The sequence below is a fragment of the Streptomyces sp. NPDC006208 genome (assembly GCF_040613775.1).
GTDB lineage: Bacteria > Actinomycetota > Actinomycetes > Streptomycetales > Streptomycetaceae > Streptomyces.
Map to the genome: position 1 here is coordinate 192,485 of NZ_JBEXSW010000007.1, position 21,176 is coordinate 213,660.

Consider the following 21,176-nt stretch of genomic DNA (forward strand, 5'->3'; position numbering starts at 1 on the left):
CGCGAAGTACTCCCGGTGGTTTCACTGTACTCCGGGAACGGTCCGGTGAACCCGCGCGTGACCAGCCATTTCATCAGGAACCCGGATCTGGGTCGGCGACGCGTGGGCGAGCCTGGGGATCGCCTCACGGAGTACGGTGAAACCGGCAGCCGTCCGGGGACCTCCCAGGCGATCAGTGAACGCGTGCCGACCCCCGCAGACGGGTGAGTACACCATGTCCGACGCCGACACCCCGCGTGAATCGAAGCTTCTGCCGGACGCGATCCACACGGTCGTGAAACCTGGAACAGCCCTCCTACGGCTGGAGACCACGCATGCCCGTCAGGGAATTCTCGACGGCGCGTGGTGGCCGCGGTCCCGCGACATCGGCGCCGAGCTTCCGGGCCTGATCACCGCACTGACCGAGCACCTCGGACCGGTCACCCGCGTCGGCCTCGACACCGCCGCCTGGGAAGAACTGCCCATGCGACTGATTGTCGACGACCGGGTCGTGCACATCGACTCCTTCCCGGTCGGTGACGACACCGTCCTCATCACCCGAGGCGACCGGGATCACTTCTCCCTGCTGGTGGTTCCACCGGATGCGACGCCTGACGCGGCACGCGCGGCGATGGCCAGGGCCGTGCGGGCCGACAACGTCAGCCAGGCCGATCAGATCCTCATCGACACCGGCCGAGCGCACCCGATCGCCACGGAAGACCCGTAGGCGGGCGAAGTCCACCTGCCACGAAGCCCAGCAGGGGGATCGACCAGTCGACGCCGGCTCGGATGCCGTGGGCGTCGCCGACGGCCCGGACGGCCGGCCCTGCCATCGGCCGGCGACGCCTCGTCCCATGCAAAGAGGCCCCGGATCATCTCCGTGGGCCTCTCAGTTGTGGGGCTTCGCTCGGAGGGCTGGGCCTGTGGAACACCTGGGGGGAGGGTGGGACACGGGTCACGATGGTCGTGTCGGACGACGGCACCACGGAGGGGGTAAGTCTCTGGCCACGTACCGCCGCCTCCTCACATCCCTGTTCCCCGCAGCGCTTTGCCGTGCCCGGGGCCGACGGCGTGCGGTGGGTCCCGGCCGGTTGATGGGGCCGGGACCCGGTGCGGTCAGTTGCGGACGAGTTCGGCCGGTGGAGCGTCGGTGGCCTCCGGTGCATGAGTGACGAGCCGTGCACCCTCGATGTCCACATCAGGCAGAACCCGGTCGATCCACCGGGGCAGCCACCAGGCGCTGCGGCCGAGCAGGGCGAGCAGGGCGGGTATGACGGCCATTCGGACGACGAAGGCGTCCAGGGCCACTCCGACCGCCAGGGCGAAGCCCATCATCTTGATCATGGGGTCGGTCGACGGGACGAACCCCGCGAACACGCTGATCATGATGATCGCGGCGGCGGTCACGACCCGGGCGCCATGGCCGACGCCGGCGACGACGGCCTGAGTGGGCGAGGCCCCGTGGACGAACTCCTCGCGGACCCGGGTGGCGAGGAAGACCTGGTAGTCCATGGCGAGACCGAAGAGGACCCCGACCAGGAAGACCGGCATCACGCTGACGATGGGTCCGGTCGTCTGAACCCCGAGCGCAGTGCTCAGCCAGCCCCACTGGAAGACCGCGACGACGGCTCCGAAGGTGGCCCCGAGGGTGAGCAGAAAGCCCAGGGCCGCTTTGAGGGGGACCAGGATCGAGCGGAAGGCGAGAACGAGCAGCAGAAACGCGAGGACGACGATCAGCGTGAGGTAGGGGACGAGCGCCTTGCCGAGCTTGGTCGACATGTCGAGGTTGATGGCCGTACGGCCGGTGACGGAGACCGTGGCCCCCGCGGGGGCGGGCAGGTCGCGGATGGTGGAGACGAGCCTGCCGGTTGCCGTGCTGTCCGGGGCGGTGCTGGGGATCACGGTCAGCAGGGCCGTGTCCCCGGCCTGGTTGAGGACGGCGGGAGTCACTGCGGCGACGCCGCTCAGCGGGGCGAGTCGTTCGGCGGTCCGCCGGCCCGGGCCCTCGGCGCTCCCTGTCCCCTTGGTGTCGACGACGACGAGCAGCGGCCCGTTGTGGCCGGGGCCGAATCCCTTGGTGACGAGGTCGTAGGCCTTGCGCTGGGTGGTTGCGGGGGCGGCGCTGCCGTCGTCGGGCATGCCCAGGCGCAGATCCAGGGCGGGGATGGCGAGTGCGGCCAGCGCGACGGCGGCGGTCAGCAGGACGGTGAGCGGTCGACGGGTGACCAGACCGGCCCAGCGGCGGCCGGCAGAGGTGTCGAGGCTGTGGGCACGACGCCGGGGCTGGAGCCGCTGTCCGGCGAAGCCGAGACATGCGGGCAGCAGGGTGAGGGCGATCAGGACGGCGACAGCGACGGTGGCCGCGGCGGCGAGCCCCATCTGGGTGAGGATCGGCAAGCCTGCGACGGAGAGTCCGGCGAGTGCGATCACCACGGTCAGCCCGGCGAAGACGACGGCCGATCCGGCGGTGCCGACCGCCAGCCCTGCCGCCTCCTGGGCCGAGCGGCCGGCCGCGAGTTCCTCGCGGTGGCGGGAGACGATCAGCAGCGCGTAGTCGATGGCGACGGCCAGGCCCAGCATCGTGGCCAGTACCGAGGTGTTGGAGCTCAGGTCGACGAATCCGGTGGTGGCGGTAATGGCGGACACGCCGATTCCGACGCCTATCAGGGCGCTCACGAGCGGTAGTCCGGCCGCGAGGACCGAACCGAAGGTGATGACGAGTACGAGGGCGGCCACCGCGAGGCCGATGATCTCGCCGGTGCTGGACGCGGATGGCTCCTGGAGGGCATCGCCGCCGCTCTCCACGGTGAGGCCTGCCGAGCGGCCTATCGAGGCGGCGGATTCCAAGGTCGCTCGGGCGCCCTTGGGGATGTCGCCCATCGGCACCTTGTAGGTGACCTGTGCCAGCGCGTAACGGCCGTCCGGGGATACGGCCATCGCGTCGAAGGGGTCGAGGACGTCGGCGACCTCGGCGTCGCGGCGGAGCCGGTCGAGCGACTGGCGTACGGCGGCGGTGGCGTCGGGGTCGTTCAGCGTGCGGCCATCGGGTGCGGCGAACACGACCACGGCGGTGGCGCCGCCCGCGTGAGTGTCCGGGAAGCGCTGCTCCATGAGGTCCATGGCCTTCTGGGCCTGGGTGCCCGGGATGGTGAACGAGTTGGAGGTCGGCCCGGACAGGGCAGCGCCGCCTACGCCGACGGCGATCAGCAGTGCGACCCAGAGGGCGGTGATCGTCCACCGCCGGCGGAAGCAGAACCGGCCGAGCCGGTAGAGGAGTGCGGCCATGGTGGGTGGCTCCTGTCAGAGAAGGTTCAACAAGACGAACGTTATAATAACGAACGTGATGTTAATTGCGGAGGGCAGGTCCAGACCCCCGCCACCCTTTGGAGGAGCTCATGACGCTCGCCGCGTCCGTCGAACCCCCGACCCCCGCCGTGCGTCCTCACCCCCGCCGCTGGGCGGGGCTGGCGGTGCTTTCCGTGAGCCTGTTGCTGGTGCTCATGGACATGACGATCCTCAATATCGCGCTGCCCGCGATCTCCGCGGACCTGCGGCCCGACTCGGTCCAGCTGCTGTGGATGGTCGATGTCTACGCCTTGGTCCTGTCCGGACTGCTCGTCACCGTCAGCGCCCTCGGTGACCGTTGGGGCCGTAAAAGGACCCTGATCAGCGGCTTCGCTGTGTTCGGTCTCGCCTCCACGTCCGCGCTCTGGGCGGACAGCGCCGGCGAGGTGATCGCGGTGCGGGCCCTGCTCGGTGTCGGCGGCGCGATGATCATGCCGGCCACACTGTCGATGATCCGAGCCCTCTTCACCGACCCGAGGGAGCGGGCCACCGCACTCGGTATCTGGGCCGCGATGGCCGCGCTCGGTGGAGCGCTCGGGCCGATCCTCGGCGGCGTCCTGCTGGCGCATTTCAGTTGGCACGCCGCGTTCCTGGTCAACGTGCCCGTGATGGCCGTCGCGATCATCGCGGGGCTGCTGCTCCTCCCGGAGTCGGGCAACCCCCGTCCCGGTCGCTGGGACCTGCTCGCCGCGCTGCTCTCGATGGTCGGCATGGTCGCGTTCGTCCACAGCATCAAGCACTTCGCCAAGGAGGGCCTCACCGACACCGACACGCTCGCGACCTTCGCGCTGGCCGTCCTTGCACTGGTCTGGCTCGTACAGCGCTGCCTCAACCGGCCGGACCCGCTGCTGGAGATTCGGCTGTTCCGCAGCCGGCCCTTCACCGCCGGCGCCGTCGTGGCTGTCACCACCGCTATGGCGATGGCCGCGATGATGCTCCTGATCGCGCAGTGGATGCAGCTGGTCGAAGGCTTCTCGCCGCTCCAGGCCGGCTTGCGGCTGCTGCCCGCCGCGCTCGGCGCCGGTGTGGTCTCGCCGCTTGCTCCGCAGCTGGCTGCGCGTTGGGGTGCCCGCCCGGTGCTGGCCGGCGGCCTGGCGGTCTCCGGCGGGGGATTCCTGCTGATCGCGCTCGCCCCGACGACCTACCCGTGGGTGGCGCTGTCCCTGCTGCTGATCGGAGCGGGCATGGGATCACTGGCGATCGCCTCCGCAGTCATCATGGCCGGCGCGCCGGCAGAGAAGTCCGGAAGTGCCGCCGCGATCGAGGAGACCGGCTATGAGCTGGGCAGCGTGCTCGGGGTGTCCGTGCTCGGGAGCATCGCAGCCGCCACCTACCGGGGCGGCCTGTCACTCACCGACCTGGCCGCCGACGGGGTCACCGGCGCGGCGGCGCAGACGGTGCGCGAGTCACTCGCCGGGGCGCTCGCCTTCGCCCGGCACGCCGGTCCGGCCGCAGGGGAGCTGGCCCACCGCGCTCGGCAGTCCTTCACCGACTCGCTCGGCGTGGTCGGCCTCAGCGGCGCGGGCCTGATGCTCCTTGCCGCCCTCGCCGTATGGGCGCTCACCCCGAAACACCTCGACATCTCCGAAGGGCACCACTGACCGCAGCCGTGGTCAGCGCGGCACAGCCGGTACGCTCACCTGATCCGCGATCAGGTGGGCCGCCGCGCGGGTGCGCTCGTGATCGCCTGTCGCGAGCAGGTCCAGGGCCAGCCCGGCCAGCGCCGCAGCCGCAACAGAGGCGCGTACGCGGGCCGTGCCCGGGTCCTCGCCGCGCTCCGTGAGAGCTTCCGCCAGCGCTTCCACCCACGCGGTGACCAGGCCGGAGCGGACCGTGGCCGGGATCGGCTGGCTCTCTGCGGGCAGCGCGGTGACTTCGAGTACCAGCCGCATCTGGGCGAGGTTCTCGGGCTCCTCGAGCCATGCCCAGTACTCGCGCACCGCCTGCGCCGGATCACCGGTGAACCTGGCTGTGGTCAGCCGGTGCTGCTCGGCCTCGATGTGCTGGACCACCTCGCTGATCAGCTGCTCCCGGGAGCCGAAGTGGTAGGTGAGCGTGTAGGTGCTGACGCCGAGCGCGGTGGCCAGCGGACGGAGCGACAGATCGCCGACGCCTGTGCGGACGAGCTGCTGCACGATCTCCGCGAGTAGCTCGGGCTTACGGTCAGGATTCGGCTTACGGCCCATGAGTCGTCACTTTACTGAGTCGGCAGGGATGGTTCGCCGCCGATCCGTCGCCGGAGCCCTCCGGCATCGCGGTGCAGCGCAGACGCGGCATCGCGGTGCAGAGCAGACCCCACAGGAGTCCGAGCGCTTTGCGCTGCCATTTTTACATAACGAGTGTTATCTTAATGGCATGGCCGACACTCACGTGCACGTTCCGACCGCCCCTGCCCGCATGGGTACTCAAGCCCTGCTCGACGCCATTGCCGCTGTGGCGCGGTTGCCGCTCGCCCGGGCGACGGCCTTGCCGCCCGAGGCGTACCGGTCGCCGGAGCTCTACGAGCTGGAAGTCGAACGCATCTTCCGCAGGGAGTGGATGTGCGTCGCCCGCGAAGAGCAGATCCCCGAGGCCGGTGACTGGCTCGCCGTCGAGCTCGCCGGTGAAGCCCTGGTCATCACCCGTGACGAGGAGGGACGGCTGAACGCCCTCTCCAGGGTGTGCCGGCACCGCTCGATGGATCTCCTGAACGACGCCGAATCCCGGTGCGGAACCACCAAACGCCTCATGTGCCCCTATCACCTGTGGACTTACCGGCTCGACGGGGGACTGGTGGGCGCACCTCTGATGCACGAGGCACAGGGCTTCGACAAGAAGGACGTGTCGCTACCGCGGTTCCCGATCGAGACCTGGCACGGCTTCGTCTTCGTCAACCTCGACCCCCAGGCGGAGCCTCTGGCACCGCGCATGGGTGCGGTGGAAGCCGCCCTGGCGCCGCTCGACCTCGGCACATGGCGGCTGGCCGCTTCCCTGCCCTGGGGGGAGCAGCCCGTGAACTGGAAGATCGCCGTGGAGAACGCCTCGGAGGCGTACCACCACATGGGCACGCACCGGGAGACTCTCCAGCCGCTGTGGCCCACGTCGACGATCGTCCCTGGCGGGGCGCACGAGGACGACTGGTTCAGCTACCCGATGGTGATCAGCAAGGAAGCCGCGGCGGGGGTCGGCCCCGACGGGCAGCCCATCATGCCGACCCTCTTCCCGGTTCCCGAAGGGGCGACCGAACTGCAGCGCTCGTCCAGCCTCGTCACCGGCGTCTTCCCGATGTTCTTCTTCTCCGCCTCGCCCGACATGGCCACATGGTTCGACTGGCGCCCCACCGGGCCGGAGAGCCACGAACTCGAGGTGCACATTCTGGTGCCGCCCGAGGCGTTCGAACTGGCCGACTTCCAGGACAGGGTCGACCTCCTCACCGGGACACTCAATGTCGTACAGGCTGAGGACGCCCACGCCAACAAGGGCGTCATGCGGGGTCTGCGCTCCGCGCAAGCCACCCCCGGACGGCTGTCCCACCTCGAACGCCCGCTGTGGCAGTTCCACCAATACGTTGCCGACCGGCTCGGACTGCTCGAATCGCCTTGAACGGGTGCACGGCGGCTGACCAGCCCGGAGAGGGCCCAGGTGATGCGGAAGTGGTGCGCGGAACCTGGAAGGGGCTGAACAACACAACGGCCCGGGTCGGGGATCATGTCCCTGGCCTGGGCCTTCATTTTTGGAGCGGGCGACGGGAATCGAACCCGCGCTCTGAGCTTGGGAGTCACCGAACCTCCCTGGGCTCGCGGCACTCTGATCAGGACGAACGGATGCCACGGCGAGGGCACGGGCGGCGCCCTCGGCTTCCGGCGCCCCGAGGGCCCGCTGGGCTAGGGGCGGTAAAAAAGGTCGCTCATGGTTGGCGGGGAGTTGTGCACCGCGTTGGAGTTGTAGGACACCCGGTCGTTGTACGCCTGTACCCGCCGTGATTGCTCGATGAGGAGTCCGTCGACATTCTCCGTGCTGCTGCGACGCAGGAGCTTGACGATCAGGACAACCGCGATGGCAACCATGACTCCGAATGTGATGCCGAGCTCGATCACAGAAACCCCCCCGCTGTGGCTGCTCAGCCTCACGATAGTGGCCGACCCGGCGGCGGCCCAGGGGGCGGGCCACGTGGTCGGTGGAGCGGCTTTGAGCGGGAGTTGCCATGGGGCGAGGCTCGCCCAGAAGCGGACCGAGATCCGGCAAGCGGGCCGCGGGGCCGACCAAGTCCGAGGCTGGGAAGCGGCTTGTGGTCCTGCCGGAGTTTCTGCGGACCGACCTTCGGCGGCATCTCGACCCGTACGCGGAGAAGGGCCCGGACGGACTCCTGTTCGTGGGGGAGAAGGGCAAGCCGTTCCGGCGCTCCAACCCGGCCGGCACCTTCGCCTACGTCACCAACCGCTCTTCGAACACTGTGTCGGTGATCGACACGGGCACGAACACGGTCACCGCCACCGTCCCCGTCGGCACCGCCCCCTTCGGGGTGGCTGTCGCAGTAGTCCCGGCTTCGACGGCTGCCTGCCCCGCCGGCAGCGTCATCACCGGCGGCGGATTCGAACTCACCGGCCCCGCACCCAGCAACCTCAGCAGCAAACCGGTCAACGACACCTGGCTGGTCTCCTTCACCAACCCCACCACACAGGACATCACCGTCACCCCCTACGCCGTCTGCGCCGACAACACTCCATAACAACACCGGCACCTGCCCGCCCACCCCGGCGTACCCGGAACCCGGCCCCTCGGTAGGACTCTCCCGCGAGCCGAGCCGGGCGTGAGCGCCGCCGCTCGGGAAGGGATCGAGGCGTGGCCGACGTGCTGCCCGGGCCGGCTCCGACCACCCGTGGACCTGCACGGGGGCGGGTGACGGCCTCGGCGAAGGCCGTCACCCAGTAGCGGCGTCCGCTCTCAGCGCCGGGGCGGTCGTGGGTGCGCCCCGCACGGGCGGGATCGCTCCTCGTCCCTCCACCACCGATCCGCTCGCGCCAGTCCGGTCACGCCGGAGCGGACGGGTCCGGGAGCGTGGCGAGTTCGCCCAGGATGCGGGCCGCCGGCGCCGGGTCGACCAGCCACTTCAGGTGGCTGCCCTCCAGTGTGCGGACGTCGTACGGGTTGTCCGGCGTCAGCTCGTTGCCCTCGCGGATCAGCCGGTCCTGTAGGGCGAGAGGCAGGCTCGTGTCGTCGGCCAGTCGGATGTAGGTCTTGGGTATGCGGCCCCAGGTCGCGGCTTGCGCCCGGTCGGCGGAGCCGCCGACGTGCAGGTTCTCGTCGGGCTGGAAGGTGTTGAGGAAGGCGAGGAACTGCTCGTCGGTGCCGTCGGCGAAGAAGGCCGCCTTGAACGCCGCGAGCGAGTCCGGGTTCGCGGTGCGGAAGTTGACGCGGAGGAGGCCGAGCTCGGCAGGGTTTCCGGCCAGCGCCGAAGCGAAGGCGGCGGGGTCGACCGTGGCCATCTCCGGCTCGGCGTAGTAGTCGTTGACGTCGAGGTCGACCGGGCACCAGGCCGAGACGTAGACGATGCGGTCGATCAGATCCGGGCGGACGTTGGCCGCGGCCGTGACCGTGACACCCCCGCGGCTGTGGGCGACGAGGATCACGGGGCCGTTCCGCTTGGCCCGTTCGAGGATCCCGATCAGGTGCGCGGCGTTGTCGGCGAGCGTGACGCCCTTGATCGAGCCGGGCGCGGTCGCGAGCCCCTCGGGGTCCTGAGGCGACTGGTAGGCGCGGGTGAAGGTCGCCTGGAACCCGTGGCCGGGCAGGTCGACGGCGACCGAACGGTGCCCGAGGAGGCCGAGTTCCGCCTGGAGGGGCGCGAAGGAGAAGGAGTTCGCGAAGGCTCCGTGGACCAGTACGAACGTCGGTTGCATCTGTGTACTCACTTTCCGGCCGCCACGGGTGTCTGACGCAGGACCAGGCAGAGGAAGCCGAAGCTGTCCCGGTACCCGTGCAGCCACTGCGAACGCTGAGCGGTGGCCGCCTCCAGCACCTGTGCGGCGGCCGGATCGGCAGGGTGGTCAAGAGCCCATGAGGCCAGCGAGCCCCAGCAGGCCCACTCGTAGGCGTCCAGCTCACTGCGGGTGCTGACATGGCCGTGGACAGGGGTCCACCCGTCGGCGACGACGCGGTCCACGGTGGTCGCCAGGTCGTCGAGGTCACCGAACATCTCGATGGCCTCCGGTGAAGGGGCGCGGTCCCAGAACGACTCACCGATCAGGACGCGGCCGCCGGGGGCCAGGTGCTTGCGGGCCGCCGCGAGGGCGGGGAGAAGGCCGCCGAAGGCATGCGTGGCGCCGACGCTGATCACCAGGTCGAACGACTGCGCGGAGACGAAGTCCGCGGCTGCCTGGTGGTGGAGGACGAGGCGCTGCTGGACGCCCTGTCGGCTCGCTGCCTGGCGGGCCTGCGTCAGGGCGACTTCGGAGGTGTCGACGCCCTCGGCGTGCAGGTGCGGGCGCATCGCCAGGGCGCGCAGAAGCCATTCCGCTGTGCCGCATCCCAGATCGAGCACCCGCTCGTCGCCCCGCGGGAGGCCGCGTTCGAGCAGCCGACTGACCGAGTCGTCGTCGAGCGGAGACTTAATCGGGTGGTCGGCGTGCGCAATGCTGGAGATCTGTTCGCGGCTCACCGGCGCAGCGTCTCCTCCTTCGAGGAGCAGCTTCGCGGCCACCGCCGTCCCGTCGGTGCGGATCATGTCGGCGACGGCCTTCGCCCGTGCTGCCGTCTCGGGGGTCAGGGTCGTTTCGAGCGCGGCTGACAGGGACTCGAAGGTCGGGGTGGGACCGTCGTGTGCCGCGCCGATGCCCAGCTCGGCCACACGGCCGGCCCAATAGGGCTGGTCCGCCATCTGGGGTACCACGACCTGGGGCGCGCCGGCCCGGGCGGCCGTCGTCGTGGTGCCCGCGCCGCCGTGGTGCACGACGGCGGCCACCCGGCGGAAGAGGGCCTGATGGTTGACCTCGCCGACGGCGAAGCAGTCGTCCTTGTCGTCGGCCGGTTCCAGGTCGGCCCAGCCACGGGAGAGCAGTACCCGACGGCCCTGCGCGCGGATGGCCTCGACAGCAGCCCGGGTGACGTCCTGCGCGTCGCGCACGGGAATGCTGCCGAAGCCCACGTACACCGGTGGTGTGCCGGCGTTCAGGAACGCCTCCAGATCAGCCGGGAGCGGGCGTTCGTCCGGTCGGATCCACGCGCCGGTCTGCACCACGTCGAGGTCCGCAGGCTCCAGCCACGGACTCAGGACCGGGTCGGCTGCCAGCAACGGCCGGTCGGTGAGGACGTGGTCGCGGACGCTGTCCACCGGGGGCAGGCCGATCGATGCCCGGTGCGTGTTGATCGCCTCGCCGAACAGCGCGTTCAGGTTCTCCGCGTTCAGCTCCCACAGCAACCGGTTGTCGGTCACCTCCGGTGGGACCGGCCGGCCCGGCCACGCCAGCGGCGGGTGGTGCGGCGACGGCAGGAAGGCCGGATAGTAGGCCACGGACATGTAGAGGATGCCCAGCTGCTCGGCCACCGACCGCGCGGCGGCCATGGCCGGGATGAGGCCGGTCGCCACCACCACGTCACAGCCCTCGGCGGCCGCGGCGACCGCATCGTACGTGGAGGTGAGCAACGCTGCCGTGCGCTCGGCCAGGCCCTCCGCCGCCGTCGGCGCAGTCCCGGTCACCACCGCCTTCACGACCGGCCGCAACGGCTGGCCGATCGGTGCCGGCGGGAGGTCCAGGCTCTCCAGCAGCTCCGCGAAGTCCGGCGGCGCGCACACGCGCACCTCCGCGCCGAGCGCCCGCAAACTCACTGCGAGTCCCACCATCGGCTCGACGTCTCCACGCGACCCGTACGCCATCAACAACACACGCATTCAGCGACTCTCATTTCCATGGATGCCGGCCTCGACCGGTGATTGTGCGGCAAGACCGGGGCCTTGCCGGAAGCCCCTGGGGGACCTCGGGTGCGGAGCTGCGGCGGTCACCGAGCCCAGGGCAGCTCACGGCTGCCCTCGGTACCGGGTACGGAGGCGACTCTGTCGGAACGCATCGAGATGTGGGCTTCGGCCTGCTCGGGTGCGTGGATCCGGCGGATCCGGTCCGCCGGCAGGATCAGGGTCTGGCCGGCCGACACCTTCTCGGTACGACCGTCGCACGTCACCTCCAGCGCGCCCGCGGTGACCGTCCAGACCTGTTCACGGCTGATGGAGTGCTCGGGACCCGTCGCCCCGGCCTCCATCGCGACCGTCCAGGTGCTGAGTTCGGCGCTGCCGCGACTGGGGGCCGCCAGGCCGGTCATGGCGGCGTTCGGAGAGACGGTGACGCTCTCGCTCGCGGGGGTGATCACGTGCAGGGCGGTGTTCTCGTTCGGTTCGGCGGGGTGGTCGGGGACAGCCCATTCGACGAGCTGGACGACGACCCCGTTGGGGTCGGTCATCTGGAACAGGCGCTCGCCCCATGGCTCTTCGCGCAGCGGCATGGTGATGGGGGCGCCTGCCGCACGCAGCCGGGCCTCCTCGGCGTCGAGGCCGGTGACCGTGAGCGCGAGGATCAGGCCGCCCGCCTCCCGGTCCCGCTGCTCGGCGGGCAGGACCTCGGTGCCCTTGCGGAGCAGGACGATGTCGGCGGCGGCGCCCTCGCGGGTCAGAGAGGCGAAGCCGTCCTGGGCCATGGCCACTTCGTAGCCGAGGTGGGTGCAGAGGAAGTCACGGGAGGCGTCGACGTCGGCGACGGTCAGGGAAAGGGTGGAGGCAGACACGTGCATGACAGCTCCTGGAAAGGTGTGCGCTGTGGTGAGTGGGGGCGGTACGGGATCAGGCCGCGGGCACGTCGAGCTGGAACTCTCGCGTGCGCCGGTAGGAGCGGAACCCCAACCGGTGGTTGACAGCCAGCATGTGGACGTTGTCCTCGGCGTTGTCGGTCTCGATCTCGACGACACCGGGGTGCTCGGCGCGCAGCCGGCGCACCATTGCGGCCTTGAGCCACAGCCCGAGGCCATGGCCGCGGTGCGCGGGCACGACCGCGGTGTCGTACTGCTGCGCCCGGGCCGCCGCGCCCCGCGGGAGCAGGATCTCGGTATATCCGGCCATGGCGCCGTCGTCGTGGACGGCGGCGACGGTCAGCAGAGTGTCGCCGCGGTCGGCGATCACCTGGGCCATGGCCCGTACGCGGTCGGCGTCCCAGTCCACCGTGCCGTAGTCCAGGTCTCCGACAGGCATGTCGTTCATCGCGTTCTTGGCGGTGGCGAAGGCGGCGGCGAGGCCGTCGGGCACCGTGCCGGTCCAGCCCGTCAGCCGGTAGCCGGGGTGCTCGGCCTCGGCGACCTGGAGAACGGCGGCCTCGTCCAACTGGTCCAAGCGCAGAATCAGATGGTCCAGGGCCAGTGCCTGGCGGAAGCTCCGCTTTTCGCAGAAGGCTTCGCCCGGGCTGTCGGCCGCCGCTTCGACGACCAGGCTACGCCTGTCCTCGGCGCGGCAGGCCGCCACGACCGCCGACAGCAGGCGGGAGCCGGTGCCCAGGCGCCGTTGCGCGGGGTCGACGAGCAGCTCCAGTTCGGCCAGGTGATCCCGCCCCGGGGAGGTGAACAGCCGCAGGCCCGCGACTCCGATCGCGCTGCCGTCCGCCCCTACGGCCAGCCAGGCCAACCGGTGACTGTTCAGCGCGGGCTTGGTGAGCTGGGCGTGGATCTGCTCGGGGCCGGGAGGCGGTACTCCGGGCAGGTCATGGGCCATCGAGGCGGCGACAACCTGGTGCCAGGCCGTGGCGTCGGCGGGCGAGATGTCGTGGAGCGGGGTGAGGCGGATGTGCTCAGACAAGGGGATGACTCCAGGGATTCTTCCGGGGGAACGTAAGTCCGGGTTCCGGACGTTGCGCACGCATGCCATGCGCACGATTGTGGGGCCGGTGAACCACCCCACGGGTGGCGTCGGGCCCCTGCGACATCGGCCGACGCGACGCTCTGCGGGGCGCGGCAGCCGGTGTCAGTGCGTCGGGGCGGTGCCAGGACTCCAGCGGTCCAGGGTGGTGTAAGCCGGGACCCACTCGGTGGTGTAGGCGGCGCGAACGGATGCGGGCAGGGGAGCGAGCAGCTTCGCCACCGTCCACTCGTCGGCGCCGTCCAGCAGCCATGGCAGCATCAGCGGTGCGTCCGGGCAGATCAGCTGGGCCTGGACCTGACGGAAGCGGCCCCACTGCTCGGCCGTCAACGCCCGCCGGACCAGCGGCAGGGCTGCGTCCTCCTCGTGCTTGAGGTGCCCTGCCAGGCCGGTGGCCAGTGCGTCGGTCAGGATGCCCAACCCCAGCTGGTCGACCTCGGGAGCGGCGAGCGCCGCGTCGATGGCCTTGATCAGCGGGACGATGGCGGCGTGTTCGGCCTCCATCGCCTCCAGAAGAGCCAGGTCCTTCGGGCGGCCGGCCAGACGTCCGCGCAGCACCGGCCACAGGACGTCGTCCTCGGCCGTGTGGTGGGCGTAGAGAGCCTTCTTGAACAGCGTCCATCCGGCGGTGGCCGGCAACTGCCCGGGGTCACGGTCCCCGTCGGTGGTCATCCGGTCCAGATGGGCCAGCTCCCGGCGCAGGGCGTCGTGCATCGCGTGCATCGCGGTCAGGTCGACGGCATCGCTCATGGCCGGCGTCGGCTCCAGGACACGCGGCCCGGTTCACAGACCGCGGTGGTGCGGCAGTTGAACATATTGGTCACGCCGATCGACAGGATCAGCGCGGACAGCTGCTGCTCGTCGAAGTGCGCGGACAACTGCTCCCACAGCTCGTCCGGCACGGCGTTCTGCACCGCGTCGGGTACGGCGTCCGGGGCGAGGTCGGCCAGCCGCGTGACCTCCTCGGCCAGCTCCAGCGCGGCCCGCTCGGCATCGGTGAAGAACGGTGCCTCCCGCCAGGCGGCCACCGCCGTCACCCGCTCGTCGCTCTCGCCCGCCTCGCGCAGGTTCCGCACGTGAGTGTGCATGCAGCCACCGCAGCCGTTGACCTGGCTGGCGCGCAGAGCCACGATCTCGGGCAGCTGGTCGGAGAGGGCGCCCTGGTTGACCGACTTGAAGAAGCTGCCGATGCTCGTGAGCGCGTCCGGCAGGACGAGCGCCGGGTCCTTCACGCGTGATTGCATGCCCTCAACCTTCCTGCGGGTCGCAATCGTGATCAATGTAAACTTCCGCGCGGTTCGATAACCGCTGGGTTATCGACGGGGGCTGGGGAGCCTGTGGAACTGCGGGACATCGAGATATTCCTGGTGCTGGCGGAGGAGTTGCATTTCGGCCGGACGGCACAGCGGCTGCACGTCTCCCAAGCGCGCGTCAGCCAGGCCATCAAGAAGCAGGAGCGGCGCATCGGCGCCGAGCTGTTCACCCGCACCAGCCGCACGGTGTTCCTGACCGAGGTCGGCCGACAGTTCCGCGACGATCTGCAGCCGGTCTACTCGGGCCTGCACGAATCGTTGGAGCGGGCCCGGCTGGCGGCCCGCGGCATCACCGCACAGCTCCGCGTCAGCCTGATGCCCTTCAACATGGCCGATCTGCACCCCTACTGGAAGGCCTTCCGCGCGCGGTACCCGCAATGGGAACTGCAGATCCGTCTTGCGACCTTCAACGACGTGTTCGGCCAGCTCCGTTCCGGCGCCACGGACGTCCTTGTCGCCTGGCTGCCGGTGGAAGAACCGGACTTCACCGTCGGTCCGTCGTTGTGCACCGACACCCGGATCCTTGCCGTGGCCGCCGACCACCCGTTCGTGCAACGGGATTCCGTGCCGATCGAGCTGCTCGCCGAGTTCCCGCACGCCATGGCCCGCGACCTGCGGCCGCCGGACTACTGGGAGGACAGCTACCTGCCCTTCTACACCCCAGGAGGCCGGAAGATCGAGCGCATCGGGGGCGCGGACAACGCCGATGAGCTGATCAGCATGGTCGGCATGCACGAGATCATCCACACCTTCCCTGGCCATGTCACCAGGTACTGGGGCATGCCGCACATCCGATTCCTTCCCGTCCCTGAAATGAAGAGCCTCAACTTCGCCCTGGTATGGCGGACCGAAGTCGAGAACGACCTCATCCGCGCTCTGGCCGACACGGTGCGCGATCTCGGCGTCTTCCACTTCTGACGCAACCTGCGGCGCGGAACTCCGCTTCGGAGCCGTTCGCCGCGCGCGGTTCCGGCTCCGGCGTCGGGCCTCGACGGTCGTGTTTCCGCGCCGCTCGGGATGTCTGCGTCGCCTGGCGGGGCACCATCTGGCGGAATGCGGGGGGTGTCGCGCGGTTGAGCGTGGCTGCTGCTGTTCGCCGGGGTTAGCGTCGGCACGGTTCGCCGATGCCGTGGTGTGGGTGAGCTGTGCCGTTCGGTTACGGATTGTTGTGCCCTTTCCTGTCGGAGATTCCTGTCAGGGTCAGGTCGAGCACTGCGGTGCGGTGTGCTGAGGAGGTCTTGATGTCGGCTGTTGCCGTCGCCGAGGTGCCGCGGAAGTCGCCCGCGGTCCCGCGCCGCAGGCGTGACGGTCTGTGGTGGGTACGTGTACGGGCCCGCGTTGCCGCGGTGGCTGTGGTGCTGGCCGGCCTGGCCCTCCCGGTCGCAGCGGCCACGCCCGCAGCAGCCGATCCCGGCACCTTCGCCTACGTCGCCAACGCCAATTCGAACGATGTGTCGGTGATCGACACGGGCACGAACACGGTCATCGCCACCGTCCCCGTCGGCGCCGTCCCCTTCGGGGTGGCGGTGAACCCGGCCGGCACCCGCGCCTACGTCGCCAACCGCAATTCGAACGATGTGTCGGTGATCGACACGGGCACGAACACGGTCACCGCCACCGTCCCCGTCGGCACCGCCCCCTTCGGGGTGGCGGTGAACCCGGCCGGCACCTTCGCCTACGTCACCAACAGCGCTTCGAACAATGTGTCGGTGATCGATACGGGCACGAACTCGGTCACCGCCACCATCCCCGTCGGCATCAACCCCCAGGGGGTGGCGGTGAACCCGGCCGGCACCTTCGTCTACGTCCCCAACCCAGCCGCGAACAGTGTGTCGGTGATCGACACGGGCACGAACACGGTCACCGCCACTGTCCCCGTCGGCGCCGTGCCCGTCGGTGTGGCGGTGAATCCGGCCGGCACCTTCGCCTACGTCACCAACCAAGGCGCGAACAGTGTGTCGGTGATCGACACGGGCACGAACACGGTCACCGCCACCGTCCCCGTCGGGGCCTTCCCCTTCGGGGTGGCGGTGAACCCGGCCGGCACCCGCGCCTACGTCACCAACCGCAATTCGAACGACGTGTCGGTGATCGACACGGGCACGAACACGGTCACCGCCACCGTCCCCGTCGGCACCAACCCCCAGGGGGTGGCGGTGAACCCGGCCGGCACCTTCGCCTACGTCACCAACTTCTTCTCGGACAGTGTGTCGGTGATCGACACGGGCACGAACACGGTCACCGCCACCGTCCCCGTCGGCACCGCCCCCTTCGGGGTGGCTGTCGCAGTAGTCCCGGCTTCGACGGCTGCCTGCCCCGCCGGCAGCGTCATCACCGGCGGCGGATTCGAACTCACCGGCCCCGCACCCAGCAACCTCACCAGCAAACCGGTCAACGACACCTGGCAGGTCTCCTTCACCAACCCCACCACACAGGACATCACCGTCACCCCCTACGCCGTCTGCGCCGACAACACCCCATGACAACAACGGCACCTGGACGGGTCCGCAGAATCGTGCAAGACAGTGATCCGATGACGCCGGCGGGGCCGAGTGGCCCCGCCGGGCGAAGAGACAAGATCGCGTGACGGACACTCAGATACCCGAGGCTTCTGAGGGGTCCCGGCCGGGCAGGTGAACGCGCTGGCCGTACCCGGCCGATCGATTCCGCGGACGCCGCGGGTACCCGGCTGGCCCGGAGGGCAGACTGCAGCAGCTGTCTGCGGCATGCAGATGCGCGCGCTGCCAGGTGATGCGCAGAGCCTAGAAGGGTCTGGACAACACAAAGGCCCGGGTCGGGGATCATGTCCCTGGCCTGGGCCTTCATCTTTGGAGCGGGTGACGGGAATCGAACCCGCGCTCTGGGCTTGGGAATCACCGGGCCGTCACGGAGGGGGTTGACGCTGACCAGCGCAAACGGCCTCTGGTGATTAATCGCGAGGCGTCGCGCTTGACTGCTCTTGACCGCTGGGATCCGCTCTTTCTGGCACGGATGTGGCACGGGCTTCCATCCGCTCTGACGGGTCGCGTCACCGACCCCGCACCCGACAACACTGTCACCCGAATGGCCCAACATGACGTGCCACCCATATGGGTGAAGATCAAGCTGGCTAGTGCCCCAACCGACGCAATCTGTGAAAGGCGAACCAAATGCGCATTCGACGAATCCTCGCTGCAGTCTTCGCCACGGCAGCCCTCGCCGGACTCGGCCTCACAGGCGCCGCCACCGCCACCGCCACCGCCGTCAGCGTCACCCCGGCCAGCGTCACCCCGGGTGAGTGCACGGACGGCGGCGGAACGATCGATCGGTCGACGCCCGTGCTCCCGACCTGCAGGGGCGGTATGTACGACGGGCAGACGGTCGACTAAACCCCACTAGGGCCCGTTGTGAAAGTGGATCGGCGCCCCGCAGCCACGCGTTGCGGGGCGCTCCCTCGCGAGCGTTCCCCCTCGGCTGACGGCTCAACGTACCTGGGAGGCGTGACGATCGCACGCGGGCCCGATGAGGTCGGCGGGAGCGGCTTTGGGCTGGAGCTGCCATGGGGCGAGAGATCGGGGCCCGTACGCTGGTCGCGAATCGGGCAGTCTCTGGACCTGCCCGCAATAGCCCGATGTGGGCCCCGATCTTCGAGGCTCGCCCCATGGTGGCTGCCTAAAGCCGTGGAGCCGACCGGGCCCAGCCACCGCGGGCTACCGTCCACCGCTCGGGTGTGCTCGCTACAGCCGCGCGGCCGGCGTAGCCGGGCCCGGAGCGGGGCGGAGACAAGAGCGTCGGGCCCGGCGGCGAGCCGGGGCCGCGCGCGGCGAGCGGAGCGAGCCGCCTTGATGAAGTAGAGAAACTCTTACCGCGCTTGGATCAGCTGCTTGCCGTCATGGCTCCGGACATGGGGCCCGTGCCCGTCCAGTGCATCGAGCAGGCGCACCGCGTAGACCTCGGCCATTCGCTCGGCGACCTCTTCGGGCGTGAGCCAGTCAACTGCCGTCGACTCGGCGGAGGTTCGCTCAGTGCCGCCTGACGGCTTGCAGCGGAACACCAGGGCGACGATGCCGCGCGTCGTGTTCTTGTAGACCCCGGTGAGTTCGTCGACCTCGACGCGGATGCCGGTCTCTTCCCAGACTTCGCGGGCTACGCCGTCTTCGGGGGCCTCGGTGAGTTCGAGTACGCCGCCTGGGAGCTCCCACGTTCCGTTGTCGGCTCGGCGGATCGCCTTCGTCAAGGTCGGCCGCCATGTGCGGATCGCGGAAAGCGCGTTGGACGCCTACATCGACGGCAACACCGTTCAGCCCATCCGGCGTCGCCGTGCCCGGTACGGGAGGGCTGCTTGATGGCGAAGAAGCAGAAGAATAAGCGGCGCTTCGGTCGCATCCGAAAGCTGCCTTCCGGCCGGTATCAGGCTCGCTACCTCGGCCCTGACGGCGTCGACCGTCCGGCGCCGCGGACCTTCGAGACTGCGCGGGATGCTGACGACTGGCTTGCCGAGCAGCAGACGGAGATCCGGCGCGGTGACTGGGCGGATCCCGACGTCGGAGCGGTCAACTTCAAGGACTACGCGCTGCAGTGGGTCCAAGAGCGTCGTCTCTCGCCCACCACGGACGAGCTGTATCGGCGGCTGCTCCGCCTGCACATCCTTCCCGCCTTCGAGGACCTGGACCTCGACGAGATCACGCCGCCCCGTGTCCGCTCCTGGCGCTCGGAACGCCTCGACACCACCGGGGCGGAAACCACCGTCGCCAAGGCGTACCGGCTGCTAAAAGCCATCGTGGAGACCGCCTCTGACGACGAGCTGATCCGGCGCAATCCCTGCCGTATCAGGGGCGCGGGCAAGGAGACCGCCGAGGAGCGTCCGACCGCCACCGTCGCCCAGGTCGACGCGCTCGCCGACGCCCTCGGCCCCGCTGGCGGCTGATGGTCTACATCGCTGCCTACGGTCCGGCCCGGCCGGAGGAGCAGTCCGCGATGCGCCGCCGGGACGTCGACCTGGAGAACGTCGGCATCTGGGTCCGGACTGCTGAGCCTGAACTCACCACCGGTCGGCGGGCACCTGGCGACACCAAGTCCGATGCGGGCAAGCGGTTCCTCGTCCTGCCGGCCTTTCTGGAAAAGGACCTCAAGCGGCATCTCGCTTGGTACGCGGAGAAGCAGCCGGACGGACTGCTGTTCGTGGGGGAGCGGGGCAAGCCGTTCCGGCGCTCCACGTTCGGGCGGAAGTGGCGGAGGGCTCGCGCGGCGGTCGGACTGCCGGAGAACTTCCGCTTCTACGACCTTCGTCACACCGGCCACACGCTCTCGACGCAGTCGGGTGCCACGCTCAAGGACACGATGGTCCGCACCGGGCAGTCCTCCGAGCGGGCCGCGCTGATCTATCAGCACTCGAACCTGGAGCGTCAGCGTGAGGTGGCTGACGGGATCGACGCCCGTGTCCGCGCCGAGCGTGAGAAGGCCGACAGCGTGCCCGATGACCAGGCATCGGGCACGGAACGGGCACGCGAAGCCTGATCCGGTCCAGACAACAAAGAAGCCCCGGGCCGCTGGCCTGGGGCTTTCTCGTGGAGCGGGTGACGGGAATCGAACCCGCGCTCTGAGCTTGGGAAGCTCATGTTCTACCATTAAACTACACCCGCGCAGCGGATCCGTGATCGATCCTGCAGCGCCGCATACTCTACCTCATTGCACGCCCCACGGTGGTATTCGCCGCGGGGCTTTCGTGCTCTTGAGGGGCTCGATGTGGCTGCGAGGCGCGGGAGTTGGGGCGTACCGTGGTCGTGCGGAGTGCCGCGTGGAGCGGTGTCCGTGGCATCCCCTAATGTGTGCTTTCGTCCACATTCGCAGGGGAAGGGGCCCGATGGACCTGATGGAGCGCACCGTCGTCCGCTGTGCCGAAGGGCATGTGTTCAGTACCGCTTCGTTTCCGATGCAGCAGCTCGGTGCCGACCGGCTCGGACCCGGGCGGCTCATCCGGTGCCCACGCTGTGCGCGGCTGAGGCATGCCGTGCCCGTGGAGGCGCAGGACAAGCGGTAACGGAGGCGGTCCGGGCGCGCGGTCCCGTCCGATGGAGGCGGGCCCGCGCGCTCTGCGTATCCTCGGGGGGTGCTTCTCTCAGACAAGGACATCCGAACCGAGATCGACGCCGGGCGTGTACGCATCGACCCGTTCGACGATTCGATGGTGCAGCCCTCGAGCATCGATGTGCGGCTGGACCGCTACTTCCGGGTGTTCGAGAACCACCGCTATCCCCACATCGACCCCGCCGTCGAGCAGGCCGATCTGACCCGGCTGGTCGAGCCGGAGGGTGACGAGGCATTCATCCTGCACCCCGGCGAGTTCGTGCTCGCATCGACGTACGAGGTCATCTCGCTGCCGGACGACCTCGCCTCCCGGCTGGAGGGCAAGAGCTCCCTCGGACGGCTCGGGCTGGTCACGCACTCGACGGCCGGCTTCATCGACCCCGGATTCTCCGGGCACGTCACGCTGGAGCTGTCGAACCTGGCCACCCTGCCGATCAAGCTGTGGCCGGGAATGAAGATCGGGCAGCTGTGCATGTTCCGGCTGAGCTCGCCGGCGGAGCATCCGTACGGCTCCGAGAAGTACGGCTCCCGCTATCAGGGGCAGCGCGGGCCCACCGCCTCCCGGTCCTTCGTGAACTTCCACCGGACGCAGGTGTAGGGGACGG

The 21,176-nt window shown here is 69.6% G+C and carries 17 protein-coding genes, 1 tRNA gene and 4 pseudogenes; 10 read left to right on the plus strand and 12 right to left on the minus strand.

Annotation, left to right across the window (positions count from 1 at the left end; translation table 11 throughout):
- The first annotated feature begins 214 nt into the window (after positions 1-214).
- Positions 215-706, plus strand: a complete 492-nt coding sequence (locus ABZ208_RS07820) for a DUF5994 family protein (protein WP_356908649.1) — start codon at positions 215-217, stop codon at positions 704-706.
- A 389-nt stretch (positions 707-1,095) separates the two neighbouring features.
- Here ABZ208_RS07820 and ABZ208_RS07825 read toward each other — a convergent pair whose 3' ends face one another.
- Positions 1,096-3,264: an MMPL family transporter gene (locus ABZ208_RS07825; protein ID WP_356908650.1), complete on the minus strand. Its 2,169-nt coding sequence runs from the start codon at positions 3,262-3,264 to the stop codon at positions 1,096-1,098.
- Positions 3,265-3,374: 110 nt separating this feature from the next.
- Here ABZ208_RS07825 and ABZ208_RS07830 point away from each other — a divergent pair, with 110 nt between their 5' ends.
- Positions 3,375-4,925: an MFS transporter gene (locus ABZ208_RS07830; protein WP_356908651.1), complete on the plus strand. Its 1,551-nt coding sequence runs from the start codon at positions 3,375-3,377 to the stop codon at positions 4,923-4,925.
- Between the two features lie 12 nt (positions 4,926-4,937).
- On the opposite strand, the gene ABZ208_RS07835 is transcribed toward ABZ208_RS07830, so the two are convergent.
- A complete protein-coding gene (locus tag ABZ208_RS07835; protein ID WP_356908652.1) occupies positions 4,938-5,510 on the minus strand; it encodes a TetR/AcrR family transcriptional regulator in 573 nt (190 codons plus the stop codon).
- A gap of 169 nt (positions 5,511-5,679) precedes the next feature.
- On the opposite strand from ABZ208_RS07835, the gene ABZ208_RS07840 reads away from it, so the two are divergent.
- Complete coding sequence (locus ABZ208_RS07840; protein ID WP_356908653.1) at positions 5,680-6,906, plus strand: aromatic ring-hydroxylating dioxygenase subunit alpha; 1,227 nt, start codon at positions 5,680-5,682, stop codon at positions 6,904-6,906.
- A 281-nt stretch (positions 6,907-7,187) separates the two neighbouring features.
- Here ABZ208_RS07840 and ABZ208_RS07845 read toward each other — a convergent pair whose 3' ends face one another.
- Positions 7,188-7,370, minus strand: coding sequence for a hypothetical protein (locus ABZ208_RS07845; RefSeq protein ID WP_356908654.1), 183 nt, complete (start codon positions 7,368-7,370; stop codon positions 7,188-7,190).
- Positions 7,371-7,540: 170 nt separating this feature from the next.
- Between ABZ208_RS07845 and ABZ208_RS07850 the strand changes: the two are divergent.
- Positions 7,541-7,846 (plus strand): annotated as a pseudogene (locus tag ABZ208_RS07850) (hypothetical protein); the annotation flags it as partial.
- 487 nt (positions 7,847-8,333) lie between these two features.
- Here the strand turns inward: ABZ208_RS07850 and ABZ208_RS07855 are convergent.
- From ABZ208_RS07855 to ABZ208_RS07885, 7 genes and pseudogenes are all read right to left on the minus strand, one after another.
- A complete protein-coding gene (locus ABZ208_RS07855; protein ID WP_356908655.1) occupies positions 8,334-9,203 on the minus strand; it encodes an alpha/beta fold hydrolase in 870 nt (289 codons plus the stop codon).
- 8 nt (positions 9,204-9,211) lie between these two features.
- The gene (locus ABZ208_RS07860; protein WP_356908694.1) at positions 9,212-9,961 is read right to left on the minus strand and encodes a class I SAM-dependent methyltransferase; all 750 of its coding nucleotides are present in this window, start codon (positions 9,959-9,961) and stop codon (positions 9,212-9,214) included.
- An 18-nt stretch (positions 9,962-9,979) separates the two neighbouring features.
- Positions 9,980-11,191: pseudogene (locus ABZ208_RS07865) on the minus strand (glycosyltransferase); the annotation flags it as partial.
- A gap of 107 nt (positions 11,192-11,298) precedes the next feature.
- Positions 11,299-12,081, minus strand: a complete 783-nt coding sequence (locus tag ABZ208_RS07870) for a VOC family protein (protein WP_356908656.1) — start codon at positions 12,079-12,081, stop codon at positions 11,299-11,301.
- 49 nt (positions 12,082-12,130) lie between these two features.
- Positions 12,131-13,132 (minus strand): GNAT family N-acetyltransferase, encoded by a 1,002-nt coding sequence (locus tag ABZ208_RS07875; RefSeq protein WP_356908657.1) that lies wholly within the window; start codon positions 13,130-13,132, stop codon positions 12,131-12,133.
- A gap of 165 nt (positions 13,133-13,297) precedes the next feature.
- On the minus strand, positions 13,298-13,942 hold the full coding sequence (locus tag ABZ208_RS07880) for a hemerythrin domain-containing protein (RefSeq protein WP_356908658.1): 645 nt from the start codon (positions 13,940-13,942) through the stop codon (positions 13,298-13,300).
- On the minus strand, positions 13,939-14,436 hold the full coding sequence (locus ABZ208_RS07885) for a carboxymuconolactone decarboxylase family protein (protein WP_356908659.1): 498 nt from the start codon (positions 14,434-14,436) through the stop codon (positions 13,939-13,941). Before ABZ208_RS07885 ends, ABZ208_RS07880 begins: the two co-directional genes overlap by 4 nt.
- A 93-nt stretch (positions 14,437-14,529) precedes the next feature.
- Here ABZ208_RS07885 and ABZ208_RS07890 point away from each other — a divergent pair, with 93 nt between their 5' ends.
- From ABZ208_RS07890 to ABZ208_RS07900, 3 genes are all read left to right on the plus strand, one after another.
- Positions 14,530-15,423, plus strand: coding sequence for a LysR family transcriptional regulator (locus ABZ208_RS07890; RefSeq protein ID WP_356908660.1), 894 nt, complete (start codon positions 14,530-14,532; stop codon positions 15,421-15,423).
- 323 nt (positions 15,424-15,746) lie between these two features.
- Complete coding sequence (locus ABZ208_RS07895; protein ID WP_356908661.1) at positions 15,747-16,988, plus strand: beta-propeller fold lactonase family protein; 1,242 nt, start codon at positions 15,747-15,749, stop codon at positions 16,986-16,988.
- A gap of 666 nt (positions 16,989-17,654) precedes the next feature.
- On the plus strand, positions 17,655-17,873 hold the full coding sequence (locus ABZ208_RS07900; protein ID WP_351268550.1) for a hypothetical protein: 219 nt from the start codon (positions 17,655-17,657) through the stop codon (positions 17,871-17,873).
- A gap of 473 nt (positions 17,874-18,346) precedes the next feature.
- Here the strand turns inward: ABZ208_RS07900 and ABZ208_RS07905 are convergent, their stop codons facing one another.
- On the minus strand, positions 18,347-18,721 hold the full coding sequence (locus ABZ208_RS07905) for an NUDIX domain-containing protein (protein ID WP_356908662.1): 375 nt from the start codon (positions 18,719-18,721) through the stop codon (positions 18,347-18,349).
- Here ABZ208_RS07905 and ABZ208_RS07910 point away from each other — a divergent pair.
- Together ABZ208_RS07910 and ABZ208_RS07915 are read left to right on the plus strand one after the other, a co-directional pair.
- Positions 18,693-18,830: pseudogene (locus tag ABZ208_RS07910) on the plus strand (DNA-binding protein); the annotation flags it as partial. The gene ABZ208_RS07905 and the pseudogene ABZ208_RS07910 sit on opposite strands and share 29 nt — an antisense overlap.
- Positions 18,830-20,001: pseudogene (locus ABZ208_RS07915) on the plus strand (site-specific integrase). The pseudogenes ABZ208_RS07910 and ABZ208_RS07915, both read left to right, overlap by 1 nt.
- 51 nt (positions 20,002-20,052) lie before the next feature.
- On the opposite strand, the gene ABZ208_RS07920 reads toward ABZ208_RS07915, so the two are convergent.
- A tRNA-Gly gene (locus ABZ208_RS07920) sits at positions 20,053-20,126 on the minus strand.
- 467 nt (positions 20,127-20,593) lie between these two features.
- Between ABZ208_RS07920 and dcd the strand changes: the two genes are divergently transcribed.
- Complete coding sequence (gene dcd, locus ABZ208_RS07925; protein WP_356908663.1) at positions 20,594-21,169, plus strand: dCTP deaminase; 576 nt, start codon at positions 20,594-20,596, stop codon at positions 21,167-21,169.
- Positions 21,170-21,176: the final 7 nt, after the last annotated feature.